The sequence below is a fragment of the Flectobacillus major DSM 103 genome (assembly GCF_000427405.1).
GTDB classification, from domain to species: Bacteria; Bacteroidota; Bacteroidia; order Cytophagales; family Spirosomataceae; genus Flectobacillus; species Flectobacillus major.
The window spans coordinates 1,635,235-1,652,496 of sequence record NZ_KE386491.1 but is presented as its reverse complement, the minus strand read 5'-3'; the positions used below and the strand labels follow the sequence as shown (position 1 = coordinate 1,652,496).

Genomic DNA, 17,262 nt, shown 5'->3' with positions numbered 1-17,262 from the left:
AATAAATTTTATTTTATGGTAACTTTTCTGATATACTATCTTTTACATTTGTTATAATCTTTCATGAAAAATACACAACTTATGAAAAAACTTTTCCTTGCTATTCTATATCTGATTTTTACATGGCAAAATACCCTTGCACAAGAAACGGCCTCTACTCTGCCAGTATGTGGTACCGACGATTCTAAAATGTCAACCTCGACACTGGCGTTGGTTCAAAATGCTCAAAAATACATAGAAAGTAAAAAATCTAGTAGAATGGCCACCAACATTACCCGAGTAGCTCGTATTGCTATCGAGATTGATTATGATACTTATCAGAGTTATAAAGGCGATACCAATTTGCTTAAAAAAGATGCTATTCGCCAGATGAGCATGGTATCGAAGGTGTTTGAACAAGAGATGAATATTCGCCTTGTTGTAAGCTACATTAATATATGGACTAATGCCAAAGATGACCCATATTATAATACCAATAATATCTTTGAGATGCTTTCACGGGTAAATAATGTGTGGAATTCTAGCTCATCTAGTCCAAAATTTGTTCAGCTAAGGTCTCAATACGACAAGGTTATGTACATTACTACCAAAAACTTTACAGGTGCTGGTGGTGTAGCCTATTTGTCGGGTAAAGAATCTGTAAATCCTTGGTTTAGAATAGGTACAATTGCTCATGAATTGGGGCATTCCTTTGGTTCGCCACACACCCAAAGCTGTAGCTGGCCAGGAGGCCCAATCGACTACTGTTATGCAGCCGAAGGAGCATGCTACGACAAAGCCCTTGATTTTATCAAAGGTTCTGTAATGAGTTATTGTAATTCTTTAGGGTCATTTCATCCCTTAACTCGTGCTGTAATCGAGCAACACGCCAACACTAACGTAGCTGAACTGTCGGCTAATATCCAAACAGTTCATTTGGTTGATGAATACCCAATAGCAAAAGCCCCCTACTTTTTGTGGGATCCTTCTATAATGGCCGAACAATACATTGTACAAATAGCCAAAGATACCAACTTTGACGAAATAGTAAGTCAAGATACAACAACCGTACAATATACCAACTTTGATAACCAACTTACCAGTGGCTCAACGTACTATGTACGGGTAAAAGCTATTAATCGCTTGGGCAGTGCCGAATGGAGTAATACCGCTAAAATTATTGTTTCGGCTAGTAGCATTTTACCTCCTAAAACCATTAATATTCCTAAGTCATGGATTTTGGACTTGGCTCAAAACAATGTGCTCAAAGTACAACCATCTGCCAATGCTACCCAATACGAAATACAGTTTACCAGTACCTATGACTACCAATTTAGTTCGTCGGTACAGTCGGTATTTTTTGCAGAAACTGAAACTAAAATCAAGCTAAATTCTTCGTACAATACTAGTTTTTGGCGTATCAGAACAATAGTGGACACCCTAAAAGGAGCATGGTCTGACCCCAAAACGGTTTTGATATATAATTCAAACGACTGGGTCAACGACCTCCACACCGAGCATCTTACCAATCCTTCGGCAGGAATGACTCTATTCACTTATGACTATATAACTAACGGAAGTGCTCAAGTAACCCTAAAGATTAGTCCTAGCAATGATTTATCGAAGGTAGTTTATGAAAAAACCTATTCTCCATTTAGCTACAGCAATTCCAAATATATATTCAGAATTCCATCTTTAGAAAATAACAAAAGCTATCAAGCAACTCTCGAATATAATATGCTTGAGGAGTATCCATTAAGCTATTACCCCAAAGGAGTTATTGCCCAAAAAGTTAAGACTTTTGTTTATCAAAAGGCCAATATTGATACGAACCATGTTGCCTATATGGGTTTTGACAATATTCCTTTTATGGGAAATTTCGACTTACAGGGAGCTATCACACCTAAGCATTTTATTTATAAATCACAAATAGGTATCATTCTATTTGACCTCCAAACGCTTGCTCCTACAGTACTCAACAACCAAACTACCCAAGGAGCATTAGGTATTTTAAATACAAAAGGGTTTTATCCAGTCGGGGAAAACCAAATAGCAGTTATTGCACAAATGAGTAGGCGGCTAGAATACGATGGTTCTTTCCCAAAACCTGCTTATGCCATCAATATCATTGACAATAATACCCTAAATTTTGTTAGCTCAACCAACATTTCACTTCCTAGTAATTTTTCTTTTTATAAATATGATACTAAAACCCAATATATCTATGGATACACTTACGATAAGGGGGAATATATTATTGCCAAAATAGAAAACAATACCTTCAAAACTTTACTAAAAATAACCCCACCTCGTAGCAATCTGAACAGTTATTCGGCTCCTATCTGGAATAATGAATATCTGTTCCAACGATTTTATAACAACTCAGGTTATACTTTGGTAAGATATAAATTTAGCGATGGCTCTTTTACCGAATTTAGCAACAATGACCTAGAAAATATCTATTCATCTATCAACTACGATTTTATAGATTCTAAAGGACGATACTGGGCTTCACAAAATAATTCCCTTATCATGTTTGATGGTACAAAGTGGACTCGTTTTAACCAAAGCAACTCACTTATTACACGCCCTTACGTAATTACAGAAAATCCTACCTCTGGCGATATATTTGTTTTTGACAATAACAGTATCCTCAAGTTTTTTGATAATCAATGGTCAGAACTTGGTAAAATACAGTTATCTGTTAGTGGACTTTCGTCTATGTACGTAGATATAAATGGGCTTTTTTGGTTTTTATATGACGGATTTGTGATTCGATACAACCCTTGTACAGGAGAATATGCTACCCCAACCATCACACCCAATCCTTCATCGATTGAGTACGGCCAGCAGGTATCATTAACAGCCCAAGGCTGTGAGAAACAAGTACTTTGGAACTGGAACTCAACAAAAGAAAAAGGAGCAGGTCTTTACAATCAAAGTCCCCTAGAAGCATCGCCCCTAGCCAGCACCGAATATGTGGCAAAATGTTATTATGAAGGTTGTACAGGAAAAGAGGCCAATACCAAAATAACGATTATTCCTATTGTCCGTATTGATAGCGTAAGTACGGTATGCCTCAATCAGCCCCTAAAAGTATACGGTCGTGTATTGGGTGATTTTGAGCCTACAAATAGCTTTACCCAAATTATACAATCCAATGGTAAGGAGGTAAAGATAAAACCCTATCAGATAATTCATAATACCGACAATCAAGTAGTTTGGCTAAGTAATATTACCTCATTGAATACTGGTGATTATACTGTACACCTAGAGGGTTCGCTACCAAAGGCTATTTCTAAAGATACTGTTCAAGGAAAAATATTACCGATACCTCCTATCAAAATAACCTCGCCTCCAGCTTGCGAAGGTCAAACCTTACAAATGAGTGCTACAGGAGGACAACAATATTCTTTTTTCTTGAATAATCGCACTTTGGTTTCTACCAATGACCATGCAAGTATTGAAAAAGCTCTTTTGTCTACCAATCAAAGCTACGCCAAAGTAATAGGCTACGGAGCAAATGGCTGTCAGAATAGTGATTCTACTCGCATAACGGTATATGCGTTACCCCAAATTAGTATTAATGCTCCCTCTCAAGTATATCAATCTGGCGTTCTAACGTTGGGTGTCAATGGTGCTAGCACATACAATTGGACAGGGCCTGCTAATTTTGTAGCATCTTCGGCAGCTATTACTATTCTCAATGTTCAGCTTGCCAATGCTGGGGTTTATTCGGTAAGGGGCATTGACCAAAACGGTTGCACCAATACCGCCGAAGTTAAGATTGAAGTATTGATTCCATTAAGTACTCAAGAAGAGATAAATCAGGCTATCAAGGTATTCCCCAACCCTGCGTCTGATATACTTTCGGTACAAACAAGTCTGAAAGACGATGTACAACTCAATATTACCGATAGCCAAGGACGATATAGGTACATGAGTACATTTAGACAAAGTACTCAAATACCACTCAGAGAGTTCACATCTGGTGTGTATTTTATTCATCTAAGAAATACAAATACCGAAACCTTCCTGAAATTTATCGTTCAATGATAGTGGCACGAACATAAACATAAGTCATCCAGTATGATAATATCAAAAAAAGCGGTCGGAAAACAATTTCCGACCGCTTTTTGATGAAAATTTGGGGAATAATCTCAATTCCAAAATTAGGGAACTCATGTTTATCAAAACGCTCTTTGTACTTTCAGTTACCAAGTAATAGGAATGCAAATCCTTATCTATGCTTTGTCTATTTTGAACGAAGTCATGGCGATTGAACCCATAACTGTTTTATCGTTGAAAATACTTACTTTTTCGTGGTCTTGTTGCAAGGCCAATGTGTAAAGCAATGGCAAATAATGGTCGGGTGATGGAGCCGACAACTGCACCGCCGAGCCAAGCGATTGATAATTGATTAGTGACTGGTGGTCGTGGTTGAGTACCAGTTTCTTAAATGTATTATTGGCCTCGATGGCCCAGTCGTACCCAAATTCGGGTTCATGAATTTTATCCCATGCTACTCGTCTAAGGTTATGGACAATATTACCACTTCCTACAATCAATACGCCTTTTTTACGCAACGAAGCTAATTCTTGTGCTAACTCGTAGTGATACTGAGGCGATTTGGTATAATCCAAACTCAGTTGTAGAACTGGTACATCAGCTTTAGGATACAGGTGCTTGATGACGCTCCATGCACCGTGATCGAGGCCCCACTTTTCATCCAAACCTACATCTGTTTTATGAATCGTTTTTTGAGTTTCAATAGCTATTTCGGGGCTACCTGGGGCAGGATATTGAACATTAAATAATGCTTGAGGAAACCCTCCAAAATCATGAATGGTCGGAGGCTTTGGCATAGCCGTTACCAATGTACCCTTGGTTTCCCAGTGAGCCGAAACACATAAAATAGCCCTCGGTTTAGGAATAGTTTTGCCTATGTTTTGCCATCCTCTTACAAACTCGTTGTCTTCGATGGCATTCATAGGGCTACCATGTCCAAGAAATAATACTGGCATTATCGCCGATGTATCATGTACATCGGCTAGTTGGTTCAGTTCTTTCAATTGCATATTGATTGTTGCGGGCATTATTGCCATCGCTTTGATAAAGTCCTTCCGATTCATGTATATACATTAAATATACTAATACAACGCAAACAACAACTAGAATAATTTCAAAAAACAGTAAATAAATTACGGTTTAGACCAAATATTGCCGAAGAAGAATAAAGGTTTCAATAACACGAAGTGATTGAAGTTGATAAAATGCCCGAAATTAGGATTTATTGAGTCGGATTGCGGTTATCAAAATACTGAAAACTGTAAAGGTTAGTAAATCCAGAGAGATATATTTTGTAGGAATAGTTTTTCTATAGACTAACGGTTTGGGTATTGCCAAAGATCGATTTTCAGCACAAACCAGAGTCGTTTGTGTGATTTTCAACAGAATAATGTATTTTGAGCATTATTCAAATACTCAATTGAAATCGTTCAGACCTACTTTTGGCAATATCTCACTTGTTTTTCTACCTATAAAAGTATTGAAGCCAATTGTATTTTATTTCAAATTAATGTTTTTTTAATAAATCTATTAGTGTTCCAATAAGTACTGGAAAAATCCAAAGCATAATCAGAATTTCATAAAAATTGTAGTCATACTTCCTAAAAAACAGTTTTAACCACAAAGCAATAAATATTCCCATCATAATGTTTGCATAACCATAATGCCCTTGCACCCATTTTACAATATTGCTAATCGTACTTGGAGCGGCACCTTTTGATTCTTGATATTTTACATAACCGTCTTCAACATGGAAAAGATGTGTTAAAACTGTATAAATCAACGACGTTATAATGATAAATATAATAGGCTTTACGAGGCGACTTCTGTTTTCTGAAAGATATTTACGAATGTTTCGTCCTGGATTTATTGTAAGCTCACGAATTGTATATAAAATTCCACGTTCAAAATATAGAACGTGCTCTATTTCATGAATAATGTATTTTCTGTCAATTCTTTTAAGGCTAGCTGGTTGTCCACAGTCGGGGCAAAATTTTGAATTTATTTCTTTATTACAGTTCTTAATTGGTTCATAGTTATCCTCCCAACAAATAGGCCCTTCTACTTTCTTTTTGGTTGATATTTTTGGGTCGGCTCTATCTTGCTTAAAATAGTCGGGGCAAGGGATAACGCTACTTCCAATTCTCTAAGAACTAGCCCTTTTTTCTCTCGTAACTCTCTTAATATTATCCCTATAGTTTTTGCTTACATAAAATTTAACTTGGCAAGTGTAATGAAGAGAAGATTATTAAACTGTCAATTATAAAAGCCACTTTTAAATGGGTAGACTTGGGCAAAATAAAATGTACGATAATTTGTGTCGGCTTGTGCGTTTACTTACGGTTCTTTTTATTTTGCAAAGTGTAGATATGTGGTCAGTCGCTTTAATATTCATTTTGTTTGTATTTTCAGTTTTTATGCAGATAACTTCAGTCTGTGAAGAAACCAAGTAAAAATAAACCGTTATATTGTTTTCACCCTTCTGCATATCAAGCTGATAATAGTTTAGCGATTGACATATTGAACTTTAGTCCAATGAGGAGAATATGAAATTTTGGTAATAGAACCGTAGTCTATTTCTATTTTAAAAGCATTTTTCAAATCTAAATCCAAGACAAGACAAAGGATTAAACGAACAACTCCGCCATGACACACAACTACCTGTTTTTCAGAATCTTGCCTCAACAAATCTTCCCATACAGATTGTACCCTAGCGGCCATTCTTATAAAACTTTCGCCATTGGGGGCAGGCATATTCACAAAATCTTGCATCCATTCATGACTTTCGTCGGTAGGAATATCATTCCAAAGCTTCAATTCCCAATCGCCAAAATCCATTTCTTGCCAACGAGCATCAAAAAGAATACTTTCATCCGATTCATTCAGTGCTTCTGCCAATAATTTACACCGCTGTAAAGGACTACTATGAACCAAATAATGACTAAGTTCTGAGGATATTTTTTGTTTTACCTGCTGAATATCCTGCTCAAAACTAGTAGCCAAACCAACGTCTGATTTACCATAACATATTCCTTTGGCTACATCCACACGGGTATGACGTACTAAATAAATTTCCATATTGCTATCAAATAAAGATAAATCACAATTTCACTAATTTGCTGAATACTTCCCAGGCAGTCGCCTGTATAGCCGCCTATCCATTTGGTAAAGTACCTAGCTAAATACCATTTAGTAATACATAGTGGTAAGACAACACCCAATATTGCCCAATTTGGCCAGTACAATTGAATAAAGACAAATGGCAAAAATGCCCAAAAACCCGCCAATAGTAACTCTGATAAACTGATTTTTTTGCCTATAGGCTTTACTTTACTTAGGGCATCTTCTCGTACATATTCGTGGGTATAAATCATCGACAAAGCTGTAAGTCGACTTAGCGGATGAGCTATTATTAAGGCCAACAACGTATGACGTATATCTAAGGTAGTTAGCGTAGCGTATTTCAGCAATAGGGCAAGTAGCAGCCCCACAACCCCATACGTTCCAACCCTCGAATCTTTCATTATATCAAGGATTTTTATTTTTGTCCAGCCTCCTCCAAATCCATCACAAACATCTGCCAAACCGTCTTCGTGAAATGCTCCTGTTGTTAAAATTCCAGCTCCCATACTGAGCAAAACAGCTACAGAAGGTGGAAAAATCCATGTACACAGCCAGTAAACTAAACCCGAAATACCTGCTACAATCCAGCCAATTACAGGAAAATATACCGTAGCACGATTGAGCATCTCTTCGTTGTGGTGCATCCACGATGGCACAGGAATCCGACTATAGAACATTAGGGCATTCAGAAAAATATGAAGTTGCTTTTTCATAGTATGATAATTTAAAAAACCTGAAGGGGCTATATCAGTATTATTGGGCATTAGAAACTCCAGCGACTTCAAAACTGGCCATGCTATTAAGAAATGTTACGGCCGATTTGACAATAGGATAAGCCAAAGCACAACCTGTGCCCTCGCCTAGGCGTAAGTTAAGTTGCAAAAGGGGAGTTATTCCTAAAAAATCTAGCATTTTTTTATGTCCGTTTTCATCAGACTGATGACAAAAAATAGCGTATTCTTTTACGGTAGGTTCTATTTTACTAGCCACCAAAAAAGCAGCCGTAGCAATAAACCCATCTACCAAAATAATCATTTTGTTTTGGGCAGCTTGTAGCATAGCTCCTACCATTTGAGCTATTTCGAAGCCTCCAAAGGTTGTCAATATTTTGAGGGGCGAATCCAACCCTTTGTACAATTGTTGAGCTTTGGTAAGAACGGCAACCTTATGTTTAAGGGCTTCGTCGTCGACACCCGTACCTCGGCCAACACACTCACTAACGGGAATTTTGCATATTTTGCTCATAATTAAACTTGCCGAGGAGGTATTCCCGATTCCCATTTCGCCAAAACCTATGATATTGCATCCTTGTTCAAAAATATCCTGTACAACTGTAGCCCCACGGTCGATACACTTCTGCCCTTCTTTGATACTCATGGCTGGCTCTTTCAAGATATTTTTTGTCCCAGCTGTATGCTGAAGTTTGTTATGAATAATAGGTATATTTTTGTCAAAAATACCATTTACCCCAGCATCTACAACCTGTAACTTTATCTGATTTTGTTTGCAAAAAACATTAATAGCAGCACCTCCTCGTACAAAATTCATCACCATTTGAAAGGTAACTTCAGGCGGGTATTTGCTCACGCCTTCTTGTGCAATACCATGATCGGCCGCAAAAACCACCAAATGAGGATTATTCAGAACAGGCTCGGTAGTTCCCTGAATAGTAGCTATCTGTAAAGCTAGTTGCTCAAGTGTACCCAAAGCTCCAAGCGGTTTTGTTTTAAAATCAATTTTGTGTTGAATAGATGATTGAATAGACTTATCAGGCGTGGTTATTGTAAATGTTCTCATGGTTTGGGCAATAAATCGGTAAAATAATACGTCGAAACAAGTTCATTGAGGTTCGCATCTTTAAATTGATACGTCTTATCTACTGTTTCGCCAAGAGTATATGTTATGTTTTCTTTAAAATAGGGGGCTTGAAAAACGAAGGTATGAAATTCGCCATTTTCGCCACAGGGGTCTACATTTTTGGGTAAATCCTTGACAAAATCACGGTCGAGAACCCGCCCACAAAAGCTTTTATTAAGATAATTGCCATTTACACTTACCACTACGGTTTGGAATCCCAAATCCCAAAACTCTTCGAGTAGTTCCAAGGAATTACGTTTCCAAATAGGAAAAACGCCTTGTATATTCTGTAAAGCCAAACGTTCTTCTCGGTGCTTGCGGAGGTCTTCCAGAAAAATATCTCCAAAAACAGCATGTGTAATACCTTTATCTAGCAGTGGTTGCAAAGTATCGGCCATCAATTGCTGATATTCTTCCATACTTACCACTTCGGGCAACCTCACAGTAACCAACTCTATACCAGCCTGTTGGGCTTGCCGACAAAGGAGTTCCTCCCGTACACCATGCATCGACACCCTTTTAAAAGTATCATTTACCGACGTTAGCAGGTATTGTATGTCAAAATTTTCATCTTTCAAAACATGATAAAGGCTCAGAGCAGAATCTTTGCCCCCCGACCAGTTCATGATTGCATTATTTTTCTTCATTTTTTATCAAAACAGGAATACCACTTACCATTAATGTTACCTTTTGAGCCTTTGCCGCTAAATATTGATTTACCCAACCTTGTAAATCGGTAAATTTTCGTCCGATAGGCGTTTCGGCATGTACGCCCATCCCCAATTCGTTAGTAATAAAAATAAATGTACCTACTTTTTGAGTAAGCTCGTCTATTTGTTGCTTGGCCAATCTCAAACAAAGGTCTATATCATATTGATTATCGACAAAGAAATTGGTGAGCCAAAGCGTAGCACAATCTATCATCACCACCCGATTGTCGATAGCCAATTGAGCAATATTTTTTTCTTCTTCCCAAAGCGTCCATCGTTCATCACGGTCGTTGCGGTGTCGTTCTATGCGTTTTTCAAAGTCGCCGTCCCAGTGGCGAGCCGTAGCCAAATAAATAGGGCTATCAGAAAAAGATAAGGCAAGTTGTTGTCCGTAGCTACTTTTTCCGCTTCTGGCACCGCCAGTAATCATCCAAATCATAATAAGAAGCGATTTGTGAGTATGTTAAAATAAAATTTCTTAGCGATTGTATTTTATACGCTATAAGCCAAAGGCTTGTATTGGGTACATTTATGTTGTAAATGAGCTGGAATCTGAAATAACTCAGGGTGAAAAATCGCTGCCAGCACTTCTATACCATCGACCAACGTAGAGGCACTTGGTTGTGTAAACATGTCATAATCAGCAATAAATACCTTTTGGTTTTTGACAGCCTGCAGGTCATTCCAACCTTCCTGAGCTTCTAGCAAACTTATTTCTTCGTAAGTACGAGCAATATCAAACCCACACGGGGCAATCACCAATATTTCGGGGTCATAAAGTTTGAATTTTTCCCAAGCAGTTACAATACTATATCCAGCAGGATTACTTAGCATATCTACACCACCCGCAAAAGCAATCTGGTAAGGAATCCAGTGTCCGCAATTATAGATTGGCTGAATCCATTCCATAAGGCTTATTCTTCTCAAAGGAGCTTTGTTTGCTCTGAGGGTATCTATTACTTTATCAATTCTTCTATTTAATCCTGCCAAATAATGGTAAGCGGCTTCTTCTTGGCCCAATGCCGTTGCAACCTGAACAGCACAATCAAATACATCTCGTAGGTTTTTAGGAGTCAGGGCTACCAACTGAGGCTGTTTGGCCAATTGGGCTACCGCTGCCGAAGTACATACGGTATCTATTTGACAAACTTCGCAAACGTCTTGTGTAAAAATCACATCTGGAGCGGCCTTTTCGAGTCGCTCTTGTTCTACATAATATAAACTTCGACCTTCTGCCTTATAGGCCGAAAACACTTTGTCTATTTCCTCGCTTGTAAAATGGTTATCTTCCAAAACACAGCGAACAATAATGGGTTTTTCTTGTCGAGAAAGGGGGCTACACTCAAATGTGACACCATACAATAGGTTTTGCAGGTTCATGTCATAAATCATTTGGGTAGCAGCGGGCAAAAAAGAACATGCTTTCATAAACCAACGTTTGAAAATATGAGTGAGCTTTTGGAAATAGTAAAAATGCTGAGGAGACACTCCTCAGCATAGATTTTATTAGGTATAAATTATGATACTAGACTGCTACTTATGCTAATACAGCTTTAGGATAATACACTTTGGCATATTCTACAGCACCAAACATAATAGCACTATAGAATAACGTTCCCATCAAAAAGTTTTTGAGAAAAGGTAAACCCTGTACATAGCATTGTACCAAGCCTTGCCAATCTCTCGACAATGGCCCTCCTGTACGGAGGTCTGTTCCGCCTCCTATCCAAACCGTTAAATCGGCCAATAGCCAGTGGCTCAACGATGCCACAATAGCAGCTACCAATACATTTTTGAAGGTTACTTTTTGAATAATCCATGAGCCCAAAAATACAATCAATGCAAAAATGCCATAAATCCAATACCACCCACTGTACATTACACCGTATTTTCCTTCAAAAATAAAATTATTAATTACCAAGTCCGAAATAAGTAGTGTAAGTATGGGAAACAAAAATGCTTTCCACTTTTGTGAAAAATACGCTCCTCCAAATAAGCCCATTGCCCCAATCGGCGTAAAGTTGCTTAAAGGATGAATACATGACGAGTTGATAAGCCGCATAGAAGCTACCATAACGATAATAGCTAGTAAAACAGACATTTTTGGATTTAATTGCGATTTTTGCATGGTTGTATCTTTATTTTTAATAACAAAATGGATTTTAAAAACTCCCTTTGCTTGCACAAAGGGAGTCGAAAAAGTATCGTTGTGTGCCACACCTTTTACTTTTTCTGATAGGAATAGAGGTAAAAACAAGTATTATTTTTATGTTGTTAACAACTCAATAGGTTTCGAGGCAAACAGCAAGGGCAATACTTTATTTTCTTTAGTTTTCATAGCAACTGGTATGTTAGAACTGATACGAAGCTCCAATCATAAAGTTGCGGCGGCGTGTGTTATAGCCTGGAATATCGTAATATTCCTTATTGGTAATATTTTTTATATCTAAAAACACTTTCAAACTATTGTTGAAGCGGTATTCTTGGTAAACATCTACAGTGGTATACGAGCCTAAGGTTACAGCAGCGTCGTCGTAAGGCCCACTAGCGGCTTTACTAACTGAACGAACAGATGCCTGTGCCGACCAGCTTTTCAAGATTTGATACGATAGCGATGCGTTGAATGAGTGCTTCGGACGACGGAACAAATTAGCATAAGTAGTATCTTTACCTGAAGTCATTCTTGCCAAAACCTTTCCATCTACATACGTATAATTGGCTATAAGAGTAGCTTTTCCAATTGAGTACTGTCCGTCAACCTCCAAGCCATGGTCTTTTTGTTCGTTGAAATTCACATATCGTCCCCAAGGGTCTTGATTGATAGAAATATAGGCAATGACATCTTTTACTTTTCTGTCAAAATACACCACTCTGACATTTCCACGATGGTCGCTGGTAAAAAACTGCGAACCAAATTCTATCGTTTTACCTACTTCTGGTTTCAAGTCGGGCGTACCATAAGGCGAAAACAATTGGTACAAAGAAGGGGCTTTGAAGCTAGATGAATACGTACCAAACACCTTGAGCTGATTAGCTACTAAAATGTATGGGTTGATATTATAAGTAAAGTTATCGCCATAAATAGAGTGATTATTGTAACGACCGCCAAGCTCTGCCCCAAAAATGCCTAGGTTTTTGAACGTCAATGAAGAATAGCCACTAAATAATTTGATTTTGGCCGTTGAAGAATTAATTGCAGGGCTTTCGTAAGGGCCATAAGCACTGATAGACAAATACGTTTGGTCGGTATTTTGCCAACGGTTTTCGGCTCCTACCAACAATTCTACATGGTTGTTAAGTCCAAAATTGGCATACGCTTCTAGCAATTGAGCATTACCCTTATAAAAACCATCCGAGAATTTATTAAAAGCATCTTTTTCTACATGAACAGAATCGTCGAGATACTTTCTTTCAGTAGTATTTTGGTTATAGTTTACAGTAAGCTTTCCTTTGCCCAACTCATACACCAAACCACCGCCCCACAATACGTTTTTGCTTGTAAATGTATAATCTTTTTCGTCTTTAAAAGCCCCTGCATCTAAGTCTGTTTTATAACGATTAAATGCCCCATTAAGCTTTAAAGTGAGTTTTTGAGTAAGTTGTTGCTCTACAAAAGCATTGAAATTATGCTGATTGATTCCATCACGGTCATAACCAGTAACTCCTGTAGGTTCTTTGGCAGCCGAAAAGCCCTTAGAAGTCAAATAGCCATATTGTACCGAATAGTTGGTTTTGTTGGCATGACCACTCAAGCCTACATTTCCTTTGTAGGTGTCGTAGCTTCCGCCTGCTACAGCAATATTGGCTTTAATTGGCTGAGTTTGTTGTTTGTGGGTAATAATATTGATAACCCCAGCAATAGCATCCGAACCGTACAAGGTTGATTGGCCACCTTTAAGGATTTCGATACGCTCAACTTGGTCGAGAGGAATAAGGTTGATGTCAAAAGCATTTGACGAGCTAGAAGGATCGTAAATAGGCGTTCCGTTCAACAAAATAAGGGTATAACCACTTCCTGCACCTCTTAGATAAATATCTTGGTTTGTTCCTAAATTATTTTGCGAACCAATTACGGTTAGGCCAACCTGCTGGTTGAGCAACTCACCGATGGTTTTGCCACTACTTTTTTGAATAATCTCAGGCGAAATAATAGTAACTACTTTACCTGTTTGCGACTGCTTTTGTGGGTATTTGCTAGTGGTTACTACCACTTCATCCAATAAGCTAGCGGGTTTTTCTTGTTGAGCCCAAGCCTGAGAAGCCTGCAAACCCAAAAGGACTAATGTACTGTTTTTGAAAAATTTTGACTGAATAAACATGAGAAATGGGAAATTCCATTTTTCTATTTTACCCGAAAAAAATCATTCTTTCGACCAAACGATTGGGATATTTGCTCCAAAACAGCCCCTAAAGGCATATTGTTAGCCCAAACCAATCCCTTCTGTCGGGAACTGAATTTATTGCGTTGTATCACTACGAAGTGATGATTTGTAAAAAAGAAAAAGTGAAACTAAATATGCGAACGCTCAACCTTTGCTCATCCTCCGTAAGCTCAAATCAAGAATGGTTTTGGCAGGTCTCCTGACTTCACTCGTCAAACCCGAACCTTCCCGAAAACGCTTCAGTGGTTATGAGGGATGAGTTGACAATAATGAGTGTTACAGTTGCGGGGACAGTTCTGGTTTTGCACCAGATTCCCTATTAAGCTTTGAGGTTTATCATGAAATAAACATAAAGCACCAGAAACTGTCGCAAAAGTACAAATGAATTATCACAAAAAAAAATAGCGTACACCTTTATAGGTTACGCTATCCAAACTACACCAAATATTATTATGATAACCACAAAGGTGGTTCTGTAAAGTCTTGTTTCAATTCGACAAAAGCACTTTAATAATGCAAATTTGAGTATAAATAGTTAGATATAAAATAAGTATTTATACTCAAAATCGTGTTTAAATAGCTATTTTTATTATTTGGTATTGGTTCTTAATGAGCACATTAAATTCAATTGTAAAGTAGTACTTCTCCAGGTTATTTTGCTGCTACAGGATTATTTATTAGCCCTGCCAGACACAGATGCTGATAAGCTTTTCAAATTATTCTCCTATATTTATCCTTTTGAATACCGATTGATAGGTTAGCATAATTTTATCTGAATAAATTATTTTCACCCTACTTGAAATTCTTTTAAAAATGTCCAATTTTCTTAGAAAAAACCAACTTTTAACCCTTTTTATTTTTGCTATTTTTGCTGTACCGCTCAAAGCCCAGTATGTTAGCAAAGTAACCGACCCCGTAGAATGGATTAACCCGCTGATGGGTACTGCATCAAAGCCAAGCCTTTCCACTGGAAATACCTACCCTGCAATTGCCTTGCCTTGGGGTATGAACTTTTGGATGCCACAAACTGGCAAAATGGGCGATGGATGGGCCTATACTTATGATGCCGACAAAATCAGGGGCTTTAAGCAAACGCATCAGCCTAGCCCGTGGATAAACGACTACGGCCAGTTTGCAATTATGCCTATTACAGGTAAAATTCGTTTTCAAGAAGACGAACGTGCTAGCTGGTTTTCGCACAAAGCAGAAGTATCAAAACCCTACTACTACAGCGTGTATTTGGCCGACCACGATGTTACTACCGAAATAGCCCCTACCGAGCGTGCGGCTTCGATGCGATTTACGTTTCCCAAATCTGATAGCTCGTATGTGGTTATCGATGCCCTCGACAAGGGTTCTTTTATCAAGATTATTCCTGAAAAAAATACTATTATTGGCTATACTACCAAAAATAGTGGAGGCGTACCCGATAATTTCAAAAACTATTTTATTATCCAATTTGACAAATCTTTTAGTTTTAAAGCCGTTTGGAAACCCAAAGAACTGTTGTCCAATACACTTACACTCAGCGACAACCACGTTGGGGCGGTTATTGGTTTTAAAACTAAATCTGGCGAAAAAGTACATGCTCGTATAGCTTCGTCGTTTATTAGTGCCGAACAAGCTGAACGTAATTTGCAGGAAATTGGCAACGACTCGTTCGATACCGTTAAGCAAAAAGCCAAAGATATTTGGAATAAAGCCCTTAGCCGTATGCTGGTAGAAGGCGGTAGCGTAGACCAAACCCGTACATTTTATTCGTGTTTGTACCGTACAATGCTTTTTCCTAGAAAATTCCATGAAATAGATGCCCAAGGAAAAGTAGTTCACTATAGCCCTTATAATGGAAAAATTTTGCCAGGCTATATGTTTACCGACAATGGTTTTTGGGATACTTTCCGGGCAGTATTTCCTTTCTTCAACCTGATGCACCCTACCCTAAATTCACAAATTATGGAAGGCTTGGCCAATGCTTACAAAGAAAGTGGCTTTTTGCCTGAATGGGCAAGCCCCGGCCACCGTGATTGTATGATTGGTTCAAACTCGGCATCGCTTATTGCCGATGCTTATTTGAAAGGTGTTAGAGGCTTCGATATTAATACTTTGTACGAAGCCTTATTGAAAAACTCAGAAACAGAAGGCCCTCTTAGCTCGGTTGGCCGCAAGGGTGTACAGTATTATAATAAATTGGGCTATGTGCCATACGACGTAAAAATCAACGAAAATGCTGCTCGTACACTCGAATACGCCTACGATGATTTTTGTTTGTACCAGCTTGCCAAAGCCCTAAAACGCCGACAAAGCGAAATAGACCGTTTTGCCCAAAGATGCCAAAACTACAGAAATGTATTTGACCCAAGTCATAAATTAATGCGTGGTAAAAATGCCGACGGTACTTTCCAATCGCCATTTAATCCTTTCAAATGGGGCGATGCCTTTACAGAAGGAAACTCTTGGCACTACACTTGGAGCGTTTTTCATGATATTAATGGGTTGTCTAACTTGATGGGAGGCAAAAAAGAATTTGTCAAAATGTTGGATTCAGTATTTGTTGTACCTCCTGTTTTTGACGACTCTTATTATGGGTTTGTTATTCACGAAATCCGTGAAATGCAAATTATGAATATGGGTAACTACGCTCATGGTAATCAGCCTATTCAACACATGCCTTATTTGTATAACTACGCTGGCGAGCCATGGAAAAGCCAATACTGGGTGCGTGAGGTAATGAACAGAATGTACCAGCCAACTCCCGACGGCTATTGTGGCGACGAAGACAACGGTCAGACTTCGGCTTGGTATGTATTTTCGGCAATGGGCTTCTACCCTGTTTGTCCAGGTACAGACCAGTACGTTATGGGTGCTCCTTTATTTAAAAAGATAACCCTACAGTTGGAAAATGGCAAAATGGTGGTAATCAATGCTCCACAAAACTCGGAAGACAATCGTTATATCAAAGCCGTAAAACTGAATGGTCAGCCTTATTCTAAAAACTGGCTTAGCCACTCGGCTCTTCAAAAGGGAGCAGTGATTGACTTTGATATGAACAAAGCACCTAACAAAACCAGAGGAACACAAGAAACAGACTTTCCTGAATCTTTCAAATAATTCTATGTCATAAAGGCCTTGTATCATTTTGATTA

At 38.3% G+C, this 17,262-nt stretch carries 12 protein-coding genes, 1 pseudogene and 1 riboswitch; of the genes and pseudogenes, 2 read left to right on the top strand and 11 right to left on the bottom strand.

Translation table 11 applies throughout. The features are described from left to right. Window positions 1-81 precede the first annotated feature (81 nt). Window positions 82-4,035 (top strand): zinc-dependent metalloprotease, encoded by a 3,954-nt coding sequence (locus FLEMA_RS0108615; protein WP_026995120.1) that lies wholly within the window; start codon window positions 82-84, stop codon window positions 4,033-4,035. Window positions 4,036-4,223: 188 nt separating this feature from the next. Here the strand turns inward: FLEMA_RS0108615 and ygiD are convergent, their stop codons facing one another. From ygiD to FLEMA_RS0108560, 11 genes and pseudogenes are all read right to left on the bottom strand, one after another. Next, the gene (ygiD, locus tag FLEMA_RS0108610; RefSeq protein WP_374755611.1) at window positions 4,224-5,075 is read right to left on the bottom strand and encodes a 4,5-DOPA-extradiol-dioxygenase; all 852 of its coding nucleotides are present in this window, start codon (window positions 5,073-5,075) and stop codon (window positions 4,224-4,226) included. A 479-nt stretch (window positions 5,076-5,554) separates the two neighbouring features. Beyond that, a complete protein-coding gene (locus FLEMA_RS77200) occupies window positions 5,555-5,830 on the bottom strand; it encodes a hypothetical protein (RefSeq protein WP_026995118.1) in 276 nt (91 codons plus the stop codon). Between the two features lie 3 nt (window positions 5,831-5,833). Beyond that, window positions 5,834-5,944, bottom strand: a pseudogene (locus FLEMA_RS77345) (DUF3667 domain-containing protein); the annotation flags it as partial. Between the two features lie 608 nt (window positions 5,945-6,552). Beyond that, window positions 6,553-7,125, bottom strand: coding sequence for an alpha-ribazole phosphatase (cobC, locus tag FLEMA_RS0108595; protein ID WP_026995117.1), 573 nt, complete (start codon window positions 7,123-7,125; stop codon window positions 6,553-6,555). Further along, window positions 7,110-7,883: an adenosylcobinamide-GDP ribazoletransferase gene (locus tag FLEMA_RS0108590; protein WP_026995116.1), complete on the bottom strand. Its 774-nt coding sequence runs from the start codon at window positions 7,881-7,883 to the stop codon at window positions 7,110-7,112. Before FLEMA_RS0108590 ends, cobC begins: the two co-directional genes overlap by 16 nt. A gap of 40 nt (window positions 7,884-7,923) precedes the next feature. After that, a complete protein-coding gene (gene cobT, locus FLEMA_RS0108585; protein WP_026995115.1) occupies window positions 7,924-8,967 on the bottom strand; it encodes a nicotinate-nucleotide--dimethylbenzimidazole phosphoribosyltransferase in 1,044 nt (347 codons plus the stop codon). Further along, a complete protein-coding gene (locus tag FLEMA_RS0108580) occupies window positions 8,964-9,674 on the bottom strand; it encodes a Dph6-related ATP pyrophosphatase (RefSeq protein WP_229359394.1) in 711 nt (236 codons plus the stop codon). The genes cobT and FLEMA_RS0108580 overlap by 4 nt, the downstream gene beginning before the upstream one ends. Next, window positions 9,661-10,176 (bottom strand): bifunctional adenosylcobinamide kinase/adenosylcobinamide-phosphate guanylyltransferase, encoded by a 516-nt coding sequence (locus FLEMA_RS0108575; RefSeq protein WP_026995113.1) that lies wholly within the window; start codon window positions 10,174-10,176, stop codon window positions 9,661-9,663. The genes FLEMA_RS0108580 and FLEMA_RS0108575 overlap by 14 nt, the downstream gene beginning before the upstream one ends. A 53-nt stretch (window positions 10,177-10,229) precedes the next feature. Continuing rightward, window positions 10,230-11,165, bottom strand: a complete 936-nt coding sequence (locus FLEMA_RS0108570) for an ABC transporter substrate-binding protein (RefSeq protein ID WP_026995112.1) — start codon at window positions 11,163-11,165, stop codon at window positions 10,230-10,232. 109 nt (window positions 11,166-11,274) lie between these two features. After that, on the bottom strand, window positions 11,275-11,865 hold the full coding sequence (locus FLEMA_RS0108565; RefSeq protein WP_026995111.1) for a DUF6580 family putative transport protein: 591 nt from the start codon (window positions 11,863-11,865) through the stop codon (window positions 11,275-11,277). 223 nt (window positions 11,866-12,088) lie between these two features. Then, window positions 12,089-14,056, bottom strand: coding sequence for a TonB-dependent receptor plug domain-containing protein (locus tag FLEMA_RS0108560; protein WP_026995110.1), 1,968 nt, complete (start codon window positions 14,054-14,056; stop codon window positions 12,089-12,091). 235 nt (window positions 14,057-14,291) lie between these two features. Continuing rightward, a riboswitch (cobalamin riboswitch) is annotated at window positions 14,292-14,496 on the bottom strand. A 436-nt stretch (window positions 14,497-14,932) separates the two neighbouring features. On the opposite strand from FLEMA_RS0108560, the gene FLEMA_RS0108550 reads away from it, so the two are divergent. Continuing rightward, window positions 14,933-17,227 (top strand): GH92 family glycosyl hydrolase, encoded by a 2,295-nt coding sequence (locus FLEMA_RS0108550; RefSeq protein WP_026995109.1) that lies wholly within the window; start codon window positions 14,933-14,935, stop codon window positions 17,225-17,227. Window positions 17,228-17,262: the final 35 nt, after the last annotated feature.